8 protein-coding genes are annotated in these 14,099 nt (G+C 55.0%); 4 read left to right on the forward strand and 4 right to left on the reverse strand.

From position 1 onward, the window contains the following. Positions 1 to 225 precede the first annotated feature (225 nt). The 4 genes from V8686_RS18180 to V8686_RS18195 all read left to right on the forward strand — a co-directional run bounded on the left by V8686_RS18180 (position 226) and on the right by V8686_RS18195 (position 5,811). Complete coding sequence (locus V8686_RS18180; protein WP_340696105.1) at positions 226 to 1,683, forward strand: ribonuclease H-like domain-containing protein; 1,458 nt, start codon at positions 226 to 228, stop codon at positions 1,681 to 1,683. A gap of 2 nt (positions 1,684 to 1,685) precedes the next feature. Then, on the forward strand, positions 1,686 to 4,253 hold the full coding sequence (locus tag V8686_RS18185; protein WP_340696106.1) for a DEAD/DEAH box helicase: 2,568 nt from the start codon (positions 1,686 to 1,688) through the stop codon (positions 4,251 to 4,253). Between the two features lie 335 nt (positions 4,254 to 4,588). Then, complete coding sequence (locus tag V8686_RS18190) at positions 4,589 to 5,407, forward strand: ParA family protein (protein WP_142987585.1); 819 nt, start codon at positions 4,589 to 4,591, stop codon at positions 5,405 to 5,407. Continuing rightward, entirely contained in the window at positions 5,404 to 5,811 is a 408-nt protein-coding gene (locus V8686_RS18195) for a hypothetical protein (protein ID WP_340696107.1), read from the forward strand. Before V8686_RS18190 ends, V8686_RS18195 begins: the two co-directional genes overlap by 4 nt. Before the next feature lie 222 nt (positions 5,812 to 6,033). Here the strand turns inward: V8686_RS18195 and V8686_RS18200 are convergent, their stop codons facing one another. The 4 genes from V8686_RS18200 to V8686_RS18215 all read right to left on the reverse strand — a co-directional run bounded on the left by V8686_RS18200 (position 6,034) and on the right by V8686_RS18215 (position 14,051). Then, positions 6,034 to 6,267 (reverse strand): HalOD1 output domain-containing protein, encoded by a 234-nt coding sequence (locus tag V8686_RS18200; RefSeq protein ID WP_340696108.1) that lies wholly within the window; start codon positions 6,265 to 6,267, stop codon positions 6,034 to 6,036. Then, entirely contained in the window at positions 6,264 to 8,522 is a 2,259-nt protein-coding gene (locus V8686_RS18205; RefSeq protein WP_340696109.1) for a PAS domain S-box protein, read from the reverse strand. The genes V8686_RS18200 and V8686_RS18205 overlap by 4 nt, the downstream gene beginning before the upstream one ends. A 54-nt stretch (positions 8,523 to 8,576) precedes the next feature. After that, positions 8,577 to 10,067 carry a globin-coupled sensor protein gene (locus tag V8686_RS18210; protein ID WP_379707026.1) on the reverse strand — a complete coding sequence of 497 codons (1,491 nt, stop codon included), beginning with the start codon at positions 10,065 to 10,067 and terminating at the stop codon, positions 8,577 to 8,579. Between the two features lie 216 nt (positions 10,068 to 10,283). Then, positions 10,284 to 14,051 carry a PAS domain S-box protein gene (locus V8686_RS18215; RefSeq protein WP_340696111.1) on the reverse strand — a complete coding sequence of 1,256 codons (3,768 nt, stop codon included), beginning with the start codon at positions 14,049 to 14,051 and terminating at the stop codon, positions 10,284 to 10,286. Positions 14,052 to 14,099 lie beyond the last annotated feature (48 nt).

Below are 14,099 nucleotides of genomic sequence, written 5' to 3' on the forward strand. Positions count from 1 at the left end.
ACTCTATCGACCCGCTGGCCGGTGAGAGTATAGAGATCGATAGCTTCCACGGACCTCAGAAGAGGCACTTTTGAATTCGTCTAAGTCTGAGATAGGGACATCGTGGAGTTGCTAGTCAGAAAGTATAAGCCAGAGGGTTCCGTTAGTAAGTGTATGACCAACACGCGAAACGAGGGGCCCCCTACCTATAGGCAATCGGGACAGGGAACAACCACCCACTGAGACATGGCGGGCGACCCTGGAGTACGTCTACTTGCTCTCCGGTGCGACGCGCTAGTCGACGCTACGACAACCGCTATCGAAGATCTCGTCGATTACTTCGATGCGGATCTCATCTACATTGTCGAAGAAAAGCTGGACATGCGAACGGTGAGCACTGTCGAGCGGACTGCTTCATGTCCGGTAATTCACACTCGGCGTAGCGCTGTTCACACTGAGACTGTTGACGGAATCACCGTGTCCATCGCCAGTTCGCTCGACTTCATCGGTGGGGCCTCTACCGCTAGCGGACAAGGACTCCCAGACGACGTCGACTACGTCATCTGTGATGAGATCCAGACTAACGCCGACTCAGTCACATTGGAGGTCTCGCTTGATGGCCTCGAACACCTCGCTCGTTTCCAACACCGAACCGACCGGGAAGCAACGTTCCTCACCGGAGCCATGGAGGCCAGTTACGATTTCGTGTGGAAGGCTGACGTCGACGACGAGAGCGTTCGCCTTCCCGTGCGCGGGCTTGCTCCAACCCGTCGCCAAGGGGCACCCGAACTAGCCTGCATTTCGCTTGATTCGGACGGCCGCATCGCCGTATCCACGACTCCAGCGGATAAATTCGGCCTCCGAGCGCTCTCGGGTGTGGGCAAGGGAACAGCCCCGAAGCTCTCTCGGAATGGGTATGAGACGCGTGACGACGTCGCAGCCGCGACGGAACGCGATCTTCGTGAGGTTCGAGGTATCGGTGAGTCGAAAGCGCAGAGCATCCGCCAGAGCGCCCACGCGTTGTCCGAAGGATGCGTGATCCGTCTCACAGACGAAGCTGTCCCCGCAGCAGACTACAGTCCGCTGTTCATTGATATCGAGACTGACGGCCTCAACCCGAGTATCATCTGGCTCATCGGGGTCTATGACCCTGAAACAGACGAGTACGTGGACTTCATCGATACGGAACCGTCACGAGACAACCCAGGGAAAGCCACTCGAGAGTTTGTTGCGTGGCTAGCCAGCGAGTACGATCGCACGTCCCTCATTGCGTGGAACGGCCACAACTTCGACTTCAAACACCTCAACCGATTCATCCGAGGACACGCACCGGAGTACGCAGACTACTGGTCGGACTCCGTGTTCGAGTACGACCTGTTCGACTGGGCCGTGCGAAAAGACAACGCCATCCTCCCCGGTCGGACGAACCGGGTTGAAGACGTCGCTGAGGCTCTCGGGCATGGGCGCGACTCGGCTGCTGCCGCCGTGGATGGGAAATCACTGGCGAAGACCATTCAGCGGCTTCTCGTGTCTCCAGAGCGCGCTCGAGACGTAGACTGGGACACTGCACGGGCATACTGTGAGGCAGACGTCCGTGAGCTGGCTGCAGTCTACGAATCGATTGCTGAGGCGACACCTGGCCACAAGCGTGCCAGCGTTCCTGCTGATGAAAACACCACGCAGACCGGACTCATGGACTTCTAACAATGCACGACGACCACGATACCGACCACAGCCAGACAGACCTCACGACCAACCCGGAGGACAACACCAACAACGGTGACATCGATATCGAGACGGACATCCTCCAACTCACCGGCGAGGAGCTCGAGAGTACCTACCCGAATAACCGCTACTTCGGGCAGGTTCACGAGAACTTCGAGATTCCCGCTCGTGAGGAACAGACTGTTCCAGCTGAGGACGTGCTTCCGCCCAAGATCGCTCGAAACCTCGAATTCGACCCGTGGAGCCACCAAGCAGAGGCTCTCCAGGTACTCGACCGCGGTGACAACGTGTGTGTAGCGACCAGTACATCCTCGGGGAAGACGCTGGTCTACGGTCTTCACATCGCTCGTCAATACCTTGAGGATCCGAAGACGCGGTCACTTATCGTCTATCCGACGAAGGCGCTCAGTCGCGACCAGGAGCAAGAACTCAACGAGTTCCTTCGTAACACGCTTGGACTCGATATCAGTGTCGGCGTCTACGATGGTGACACGAAGAGCGAGGAAAAGTCTCGCATCCGCGATGAGTGCAACGTCGTAATCACGAACTTTGTCGGGCTAAATCAGTATCTGGAGAGCCACCATCTGTGGGCAGACTTCCACTCCAACTGTTCGCTAGTCGTTATCGACGAAGCCCACATGTGGACTGGCCTCGGCGGGATGCACGTCGCTTGGATCCTCCGACGCGCCCAACGGATCATCGATTACTACGGCGGCGATCCTCAGTATGTCCTCACGACGGCGACGATCGGCAATCCTGCCGAACACGCTCTCGCACTCACGGGAGAGCCCGCGGCAGTCGTCGACGAAGATGGATCACCGCGAGGCATCCGTCACCTCGTCTTCTGGGATCCTCCGATGAGTGGTGATGACGGTCTCACCGACGATATTGACTCTCCGGCGCTGTCGAAGCGTCCGGCCACGGTCGAAGCCCCGGAAGTGTGGGCGCACATGTGCCAGAAGAACGTTCAGTCGCTCTTGTTCTGTGACTCGCGAAAGCTCACCGAACTGTCCGTCGATCGCGCGAAGCGGTTCATCAGCGATCCAGAGAACAGATATCAGGGAAGACCGGACTTCGCATCCTACCACGCCGGACACGGTAAACAGTCCCGTCGGGGGACGGAGTACCAGCTCAAAGACGGACAGCTCGACGGTGTCTCGACGACAAGTGCTCTGGAGGTCGGCATCAATATCGGTGGCGTCGATGGGACCGTTCTCATGGGCTATCCGGGGTCGCGGCAGTCGTTCTGGCAACGCATCGGTCGATCTGGCCGAGGAACGCGAGATGCGCTCTCTGTGTTCGTTCCAAGTCACTCCACACTCGATCAGTACATCCTCCAGCACCCCGAGTACGTTCTCGAAGAGGACCACGAGAGCGCTGTCGTCGACCTCGACAACAATCCAGTGTACCTCCAGCAACTCAACTGTGCCGCGCAGGAACTTCCCCTCACGCGTGATGATGCGGAGAATTTCGGAGGCGAGGAACGACTGGAGCGTGCAGTCGAGTACGGCCGACGGAAGGGCGACCTCGAAGGATCTCTCGAAGGCGGCGTGATGTATGCTCATCGCGACCGCCCGCAGGACGAGATCAGTCTGTACTCCTCTGGAGGAAACACCTTCGACGTGCGGCTAGCTGGTGATGGATCGATTGACCATCAACCAATCGGTCGTGACCGGGCCTACAGAGACTACCACGAGGGCGCAACTGTTCTCCACCAGGGCGAGCAGTATCAGGTCGTTGAGCTTCGGGAAGACATCCCACAGCCGTACATCTCACTTGAGAAAGCGAACGTGAGCTACTACACTCAGTCCCAGGGCCAGGTCAACATCTACGACACGGTTGTCGAGGACTCGCGCGAGGTCGGACCGTTCACGCTCAACTGGGGGTACGGAACGGTATCTGTCCACTATAGCACGTACCTCAAGCGAGAGATCGGAAGTGGGGACGTGCTCGAACTGGGCAATGAAACTGGGGTCCCGCCGCTAGAGATGCGAACCCAGCTGTGTTGGGCGGAGACCCCCAACAACATTGAACGGGCGATGCTCAACAAGCACTCGGAATACCACAACCCGGAATGTATCAACCTTCCACCACGGCTTCACGGGTATCTCGGTGGGATTCACGCCGTGGAACACGCTATGATCGCTGTCTCGCCACTTGAGCTGAAAGTTGATGGTGGTGACATCGGGGGTCTCGCGACCAATCGGCTTCCTGGTAATCCCGACAAAAGTGGATGGTTCATTTACGACGGTATCGAGGGGGGTCTCGGATTCTCGCGGTCGATTTACGAACACTTTGAGGACGTAGCCCAACGCGCCCATGACCTCATCGTCGACTGTTCGTGTGGTCGTGATGAAGGTTGTCCGGCCTGTACAATGGACGACCGTTGTGGTAACGATAATCGTCCACTATACTCACCAGCAGCTGCGGATGTTCTTGAGCACCTGCTGGCCGATCAGGATGTAGATGACCTCGAGGAACACCTACCGGAGACGGATAGCGAAGTGCATCCTGTCGATGACCAGCGACCACCTGCTTCGATCTCCTAATCGATAGAATCTCTCAGCTTAAGATAGGCTATTCTTGAATCACCTACTCTGAGTGCCGGATCACTTTCCATCGACGACATTACTGGGGTCCGTAAAGGAACAGGTAAAAATGAGTAAAACGAACCAAACGAACCAAACGAACAAAACGAGTGAAACGAACGTAACGAATAGAACGAATAGGTTGATGGCAACGAGTGTGTTTACTTCCACGAACGAAACGAACAGTTGGTTTTAACATCGTAGTAATCCTCTCACCGAGTGAAACACCCTCACCGAACGCACCGAACTAAACGACCAAAACGAACGAAACGAACACAACGAGAGAAACGAAGATAATGACCGACACCAATACCGCACGAATCACGGTGGCGAATCAGAAAGGAGGCGCGGGGAAAACAACCGACGTCATTCATACTGGCGGCGCACTCGCTGCCCGAGGCCACGACGTCCTCCTGGTCGACATCGACTACCACGGAGGGCTCACCTGCTCGCTTGGCTACAACGATCTGTACTACGATACCGACCGTACGACGCTGTTCGACGTCCTCGACTTCGACCAGATGGAGTCGGTGAACGACATCATCGTCGAGCACGAGGAATTCGACATCCTTCCCGCCAGCGAGAAACTAGCGAACAACAAGAACATCCAGACGCTGCTTGAGGCGCCGAAGAGTCGCGAGCGGTTGGAGATGACTCTCGACGAGCTCGACAAGGACTACGACTACATCATTGTCGACACGCCGCCATCCCTGAACGTCCTCACCGACAACGCCCTGGTCGCGACCGGCAACGTCGTCATTCCCGTCATTCCCGAGAAGCTCAACGCCAACAGCCTCCAGATTTTCGCGAAGCAGCTGAGTTCCCTCGAACAGGCGTACGGAGACATCAATCGGCTCGCGATTGTCTGTAACCGCGTCGAGCAGAACGCTGAACACCGCGACACCATCGAGGAGATCAAGTCGGCGTACTCCCTCCCGGTGTTCGAGATCCCGAAGCGGACCGACCTCTCCCAGTCGATCGGCGAGGGGGTGTCCGTCTTCGGCTTCGGCAAGGAGAACCAGCGCGTCGAGGATGCACGCGACCTGTTCAACGAGATTGCCGACCTGTTCGACGAGACGTTCGAGAAGACTGCGCCTGAGGAGGTGAAAGCATGAGCGACGGCTGGGGTGATGCTTCCGGTATCGAGGGCAACTACGAAGAGGAGGACGATGAGGTCGATTCCAAGGAGACGAGCAAGGTGAGTGAAACGGTGGAAACCAGTTCATCGACCGAAACGACCGAATCGACTTCAACGAATGAAACGAATGAAACGAGCAAAACGAAGACGAACATCAAGGACGAGTGGAATGGGCGGACGATCTACATTCCCGACGATGTCCTGGACGAGATGGAGGATACCTACCTCGAGTCCCAGCTAAAGCTCCGCAAGGCGGGCCAGGACGAGTTCAAGAAGAACCGCCACTTCTACCCGCTACTCGTTCAGTTCGGTGTTGAGGCGCTCTCTGAGGCGGATGCCGAGGAAATCAAGGCTCGGCTTTCGGAACTCGGCGACGGATGATCTCGCGCAGAGCGAGGCCCGACAAAAGTTGAGACTGATCGTCTCAATGCATACGCCATCAGCAGGAGTCTGCTACATCTTCTGGTCGGAGATTCCCTACAAATTTGAAGCTTCTTTATACTACGAATCTAACCGTTGACGAAAAATATCCGGTACCAAAATAGAATATGCAAATGGGCAGAAACTGCCTTTGCGGATTTCCCGACGTCATGGCTACACTGTTCACTCGCGTCGCTGTGTTTGAACACCTTTCGGCGTCACAGTAACGGAGATCGCTTCGACTCTAAATGTAATTTCAAAGTCGTCATCTACCGAATTAACAACTCGTTCCAGTGCTTCCGGATCAACATACTGGTGCAACGGGGTACTGTCCAAGTCCACATTATGTTCATCGAGTGCTTCGCAGAGTTCTATCACCATTTTTCGATCCGAAGGTGGGCAATGTGCTGCGGTCATACTCTTGGGTCTCCCCTATTGTTTCCTTCAACCCGTTCATAGCTAGCAGACCCAGCACCGCTGACGCCAGTAATTTCGAAGCGAGCACCGCCGGCCTCACTCTCGGTAACCTGGATGCTCCACCCGTGAGCACCGACGATCTGGTCGAGGATGCTCAATCCGAATCCGGTCCCTGCGTCCGCCGTCGAATACCCGGCGTCGAAGATCTGACCGCGATCCTCTTCGGGGATTCCAGGTCCGTCATCTGCTACATAGAACCCGTCGTCCAGTTCGCCGACCGTCACCGTGACATCCGGGCCGCCGTGTTCGATCGCGTTTCGCATCAGGTTCTCGAACACCTGTTTCAGCCGGCTCTGATCCCCCTGGATCGAGGTTCCACTATCGATCTCGACGACGAGAGAGGCGCTCGTTGTTTCGACAGTGGCCCAACAGTTCTCGACCAGTGCCGCAAGCTCGATGGACTCGAAATCGGTAATCGTTTCCCCCTGTCGAGCCAGCGTCAGGAGATCGTCGATCAGCGCCCCCATTCGATCGAGGGCACCCTCGACGTGCGATAGCTCCTCACTCTCACACTCGTCTTTGGCAAGCTGAAGCCGTCCTTCAGCTACATTGAGTGGATTACGAAGATCGTGGGAGACGACGCTTGCGAACTCTTCGAGGCGGTCGTTCTGGCGTTGTAGCTCTTGGGTACGTTCTTTCCGGTCGGTAACGTCTCGCTGCGTGCCAAGATACCGGATGAGATCGCCATCGGCGTCGTACACCGGCGCGACGCTCAGTTCGTTCCAGAACGGGGTTCCGTCCTTCCGGTAGTTGCAAATCTCGACAGTAATCGGCTCTTCGTTGTCGATCGCCTCCCGCAACCGAGCTACGGTGTCAGGATCGGTGTCCTCGCCCTGTAGGAACCGACAGTTCCGTCCAAGCGCCTCGGCCTCTGTATATCCCGTGAAGTCTTCGAACGCCTTGTTGACGTACACCATCGGATTATCCTCTTTGCGCGGATCAGTCAGAGTGAGTGGCGCGTGAGCGTTGTCGATCGCCGTCTGGAGGATCTCTAACTTGCGCTCGGTAGCGCGTTGCTCAGTGATGTCGTTATTGACCGCAACGAAGTGGGTTGTTTCTCCCGACTCGTCGGTCACCGGAGCGATCGTCTGGTCGATGACGAACCGCTCGCCGTCTTTGCGTTCGTTGATCACCTCGTTACGCCAGACGTCGCCGTCGAGAATGGTTTGCCACAGGTCTTCGTAGAACGCTTGCTCGTGTTCTCCCGACTGGAGAATAGCTGGGGTCTCTCCGATCGCTTCCTTGGCTGTGTATCCGGTTATCTCTTCGAAGGCTGGGTTGACGCAGTCGATGATGCCGTCAATATCTGTACAATAAATCGCATGGCCCGAGGATTCGACGGCACGCTGGAACTTTCGGAGTTGCTGTTCGCGTTCTTTGCGCTCGGTGATGTCTGTTATGAAGCCAACGACCCGGGTGACTTCGCCGTCGTCAGTACGGATCGGCTTTCCTTGGACGTATACCCAGCGTTGGTAGTCCTCGCTTTCGTTAACTCGATGTTCAATTTCAACGGTCTGCCCGTTCCGAAGCCGTTCGACGGCCTTCGCCACATGCCGTCGATCTTCGGGGTGAGTTGCGTCAAGAAAGGCCAATGCATCGTCGCGGAGTCGGTCTATGGGGATGCCGTAGAGTTCCTCGAAAGCGGAGTTGATGAATATCACGTCATCCATATCTGCTGTGAAGATCCAGAGTATGTTCGTAGTCTCCTCGGCGAGTTCTACGAGCCAGCGTTCGATCTTGCTGGCGCGTTGTTCCGACCGATGCTGAGCAACGGCGTTGTCGATCCGGTTAGCCAGGAGTTCGTACTGTTCTGTCCCAGTCCCTTTTTGTAGGTAGTCGGTCACCCCCTTCGAGATAGCCTTGCTTGCGACTTCTTCGGACCCTTTGCCAGTATACAAGATAAACGGGATATCAGGATGTACCTCGCGCACCTGTTCGAGAAACTCGATACCGTTGAGACCGGGCATATCGTAATCGGAGACAATGCAATCAATGTCGTTCGTTTCGAGATAGTCGAGCGCTTCGTTGGCATCAAGCTCACTGTGAATAGATGATTGATCGTGACTCTTTTCCAAAAACGTGGCAGTCAGATCGAGAATGCTCTCGTTATCATCAACATGAAGGACGTTGATTCGCTCAAACGTGGTAATCTGACTCGTGTTTAACACGAGGTCAGAACCGTCGCTTTGGGCCACTGGTTGCCGTCTTTGATGCGTTGACAATCGTTCTGAACCGTCCATATCTGTCAGTCAATCAGTAGTCAGTTGTTGAACCGTCTCGCTGATCTGGTCGACATTTTCTGCCTGGTGTTCGTTTGCCACAGCAATACTTTCGACTTCATCGGCGACCGTATCTGCCTGCTCGACTAATTCGCCGACCATGCTCGCAACTTCCTCGGTGCTGGCGGCTTGGTCGTCAGTCGCATCCGACACCTCCCGGATACCCTGAGACGCCTCTTGGACGGATTCAGCGATGTCTTGCAGTGTGTCCATCGCAGTGGTGACCTGATCGAGGCCCCGGTCGATCTCCGCCGTGGTTTCTTCGAGACTGACGACTGTCTCCGCGGTGTCTTCCTTGATATCTGAAACCAACTGCTCGATTGTGCTCGCGTGATTCTGGGACTCCTCGGCGAGACTTTTCACTTCGTTTGCAACGACCGCGAATCCGTCCCCCGCCTCGCCGGCTCGAGCCGCCTCGATCGAGGCGTTCAACGCGAGCAAATTCGTCTGTTCGGAAATCTCGTTCATCACCTCGACTACTTCATCAATTTCGTCGACTCGTTCTTGCAGTCGTTCGACATCGGTTGCGACAGTCGATGCGGAGTCATCGACTCGTTCCATCACTTCGATGGCGTCGGTTGCGGCCCCTCGGCCCTCTTGAGCGAGTTCTTCGGCGTGTTCGCTCATCGTGGCCACCTCGTCCGCAGTCGATGCGATTTCCTCGACAGTGGCAGACATGTCTGCGACTTCGCCTGCGACCTGATTCATCGACTCTGCTTGGTCTTGGGCCTGTTCACTGAGTCTATCAGTACTCGTCGTGATGTTTTCAGCTGACTCTGTGGCCTGTGCCACCTGCTCATTGACGTGAGTGATGACCTGTTTTTGTTGTTCCAGTTCGGCCTCGAGTTGCTCACTGTACGAATGGATGTAGGTATCCATTGCCACCTGCTGGTCGAGATTCATCAGCTTCAGCATCGACCGAGTTCGATCGGCAAGTGTGTCGAGTGCTTTCTCCGGCGTGAGGGCGTCACCTTGTTGTGCCAAGTCGCCACCATCCGTCTGTGCGAGGTCTGCTTTCAGGTCATCAACGACGGCGTCAATCAGGTGCCGGTAGAAGATGCTGTAGGCGCCGAGGTAGATCTTCGGCCCGAGATCCAGCATGTCATGGATCTTGCCGATTCGAGCGCGGCTTTCGAAGTGGGCTTGCTCGTACTGGCCATCGAATAGGTCTTGTAAGTACTCACGCTGGTTTCCTTTGAGCGCTTCAATCCCTTTGCTCGATCGTCCAAAAATCTCGATCGTTTCGTCGTATGATTCCAGATGATCGTAAAACGCCTCGACAGCGTCGTCGATGGCCGGTTCAACAACGCTACCGAGATCTTCAAGTCGTCGCTCATCGGCCTGCTCGAAGTTCGTGAAATCTTTTCGCCAGTCGATCTGTTGTTGATCGATCCCAATTTCGTCTACCAACTGCGTACCGTCCACCCGCTTCCGATTAGCGGCAGTTATCTGATTGTCCACAGTGATCGTTTATCATTCATTTGAATATCAAATTGTAGTACAATATATGGGGTTTATCTGATCATTGAAGCTTATATGTAAGGCCTCTTCTCTTGAGTTGAGATCGAAGATAACCTATCTACGTCGCTTTCATAAATACATATACACGAAGTTAGGCTCACTCTTCTCCGCCGGGATACGTTTCAGGTACTCCACCTGGCACACGAGGTGTTGTACCTAAGACTGTGTGACGAGCGAACCGTTATTATCCTCGATGAGTTCCTCAAATAGGGTCTCTTCCGCCTTTCGGATGTGTTGATGAAAGGTCGAGTTAGAGAAATTGAACATTTCTGCAATTTCCTTCCCACTTACGTGTCGAGGAGAATCAAAGTATCCGGACCGGTAAGCCGTCTCCACGACTTCGCGCTGGCGGGAAGTGAGAGACTCTAGCGCAGTGTTTTGAGATGCATTTCGTGAATTCATCGAAGTATCAGACTCTCGTTTAGCGACCAGTTGTGCGTTTTCGTAGTGCGACGTAACGATGTTAACAGCCTGTCTAGTGTTGAACGACTCTGGAACTTCAACTGTCAATCGACAGCGGTTGTTATCAGCAACCAGTTGCTGTAAAATTAGGCTTCTGTCGGCCAACACCGATCCGATACACGGTTGGGTGATACGTAATTGGACGAATGTATCGTTTATCTGATCGATTAGGCGGCCACCCTCAATACCATCGAGGTGTTCGGCTTCTTCGAGTAGTTCTTCGGGCGTGCCATCGGTTACGCTGAAGAAGGCAAGTGTCGACTCCCCTTTCTGGGAAACAATCCTTTCGAGTGTGATTTCACAGCCGAGCACAGCAGCCAATTGGCAGAATGTGGTAGCTCCCTCTTGCGCCTCAAACACCAGTTCTGTCGTCTGCATCGTGTGCAGGGCCTCTCTTTGTTCGATCGCCGCACTCGCGCGAGCGATCAAATCGCACAGTTCCTGCAGCACAGCTTCCAAGGTATCCGGAAATCCTGATGTCGTCCGTGAATACACGGTGAGCGCGCCGTGGAGTGCTCCCTTATAAATCAGCGGGACACTTAGGGCGGATCGAAACTCACGTTCGATTGCCGTACTTCGCCACTCGCCGTGTTGGATGTTAGCCGCGAGATTCGAACTGCCACACGCGTCTCGCGACTGCAATGCCTCTACTGATGGTTCAGGGTCTTCGCTCCTGTCTAACGTGAGAGATACGCTGTCAAGATAGCCGCTGTCCGACCCAGCCTGCGCTTGAGGAATCACCGCTTTTTCTTCGAGATCGACCCTACCGATCCAAGCGAACTCGATTGTGTCTGATTCGATCAGTCGTTCACAGACTGATTGTTCAAGTTCTGCCCGGGTATCTGCCTGAACGATCGCATGAGTGATGTCGCGGATCTGCCTGTTTAACGACTCGATTCCCTGCAGCTCTCGACGCTGTTCTCGGAGCTTTCGTTCCCGTTCGGTGTAGTCTAGTGCCGCCTCAGTCGTGGCCCCCAGAGTCTCTACGAGGCTGACTGTCCAGTCGGCGAAAAGATCCGGTTGGGTATCGCCCACGACGAGAACCCCCCAATCGCCGATCGGAACGGCCAGTTCACTCCTGACCGTCCGATCGAATTCGTAGTCCGTCTCTCGCGTTCGAAAATCGTCGACGAGCGCTGTCTGTTCGTCGGTAAATGCACGCCACTCGACCCCAACTCCGGGTTCGAAAACGGGGAGTTCGTCGATGTCTTCAGCTTCTTCGCCCGAGGTGGTGTGGACAACCGGTCCAAGTTCACACTCATCTTCGTCGAATACATAAAAGGCGACGGTGGTGGTTTCGAGGACATCCGACAGCGCTTCGACTGCTGTTCGAGTGACCTCGTGTTCAATCTCGGCATCGAACAGCTCGTGTGTTACCTCGTTGAGCGCGTCCAGCCGGTGTTGGTATTCGAGTTGGTCGCTGATATCCTGGAGAACTCCATAGACAACCTCATGTCCTTCCACCTCAACCCTTTTTGCAGTGATTTCGACTGTGATTTTCTCCCCGTGGTCGGTGACGATATAGGTCGGAGAGCCATCAGGGAGGTGTCGCCACGTTCCCCCTCGTTCTGTTGCGTTCCTGAATATCGTATCATAACCGTCGCTTTTTTCAGTGGGATGGACAGATTCCCGTGTTCGCCCGATGAGGTCATCTACCGAGCAGCCGATAAGGTCTCCCACAGCCTCATTCGCTTCCAGTATTTTTTCCGTCACAGGATCGACGGCGAATATCGGGACTGGAGCCAGTTCCAGCAGCTTCTGGTAACGTTTTTCTGCTCGCTGTCGGGCCTGTTCCCGCTCCTTCCGTTCGGTGACATCGCGGAAGTAGACGGCAACTCCACCGTCATCGTTGGGATACGCCTGCACGTCGAACCAGCTGTCGAGCCCCGAGTAATACTCCACAAACGACGTTGGTTCTCGTGTCTCCATCACCTCGCAGTATCGGTTTTCGAAGGCCGTTTCACGTGCGTCCTCGAACATGTTCCAGATGTAGCGTCCAACGAGTTCCGCTTCGGACGTGTCCAGTAATGCTTCGGCCTGCTCGCTGACGAATGTAAACCGCGAGTCGGCGTCCGTCTCAAAGATCCCGTCGGTCACCCGATCGATCACCCGTTTCCGTTTTCGTTCCTGCTCTTTGCGCTCGGTGACGTCCTCTTGTGTCCCCACAAACCGAACGAGTTCTCCATCGGTGCCGTACACCGGAGCGATTGTCACTCTGTTCCAGAACTCGGTTCCATCCTTCCGATAGTTCCGGAGTTCGACGGTTACCTGCTCCTCGTTGTCGATTGTCTCACGAAGCTCTCTGACAGGCTCCTCTCGGGTGTTTTCTCCTTGAAGAAGCCGACAGTCTTGGCCGAGCGGTTCCGATTCTGTATACCCACTCAACTGTTCGAATGCCTGGTTCGCATACACGATTGGATTATCGTCTTCTCCAGGTTCCGCCATGATGAGCGGTGAATTTGCCTTCTCGATCGCTTGCCAGAGGAGGTCTTTCTCCCGTTGCTGTTCTTTGCGTTCGGTGATATCCGTCGCTGTGCCGACCCACTCGACGATCTCGCCGTCCTCTACTATCGGTACTGCCCTCGAACCGACCCACCCGATGGTTCCATCGGCGCGGGTAATGCGGTGTTCTAATTCGAACGGGCTCTGTGTCTCGATCGCTTCCTCGATTGCCTTCCCGACACGCTCTCGGTCATCTTCCGGGATATACTCTTGCCACGTGTTGGGGGAGTCGTCAGCGATGAAATTTTCTCCCGCGAGTTGGTATATTTCCGACCAATCTGGGCTTATTCGATAGACTCCCTCTGTGGTGGCTTCCAGCAACGCTTCAAGCCGTTTTTCACCCTCATCTACCGCGTTCTCGGCATGTTTATTTTCGGTGATATCATCAAAGAGGACGGCAACGGTGTGCTCTGTCGGGTCACCAATCCGGAATGCATTGATTTCGTACCACTGCTCACCGAGATGCTCTGTATATTCTGTGAACTGAATGGGGTCACCCGTCTGTGCGACAGCACCGTATTTTTCGATCCAGTAGTCATTGTGGTCTACGTCCAACTCGCGTATCCGTTTGCCCGCTGCATCTCGTAAGCCTGTGAGTTCATCGAACGCGGGATTTGTTTCGAGGAATCTATAGTCGACTGGCTGCTCGTCAGCGTCGAACAACACTTCGATAATACAGAGTCCTTCGTTGGTCGACTCGAACAGTTTCTGGTACGTTTCCTCGGTATTCCGTTCGTTCTCGCCGTCTCCCTCCACTGGTCGCCACCAGATACGACCGCGGGCACCGACTTTCTTTGTCTCCAGTACACCATCTTCGACCAGCGTCTCAAGTCTGTTGTAGATTGTTCGGTCGGTACACTCGAACCTTGTGGCGACCTCAGTCGTCGTAAACGGCGTTCCAGGTGGCCCAAGCGCCTCGAACACTTCCTGAACCTCTGTGAGAGATGGAGCTGAACTCATACATTGTGCTGTTCGTGAAGACACATAGTATTTCTCTTAACAGAAAAG

Source organism: Haloplanus litoreus, assembly GCF_045690335.1.
In the GTDB taxonomy this organism is placed as follows: Archaea; Halobacteriota; Halobacteria; order Halobacteriales; family Haloferacaceae; genus Haloplanus; species Haloplanus litoreus.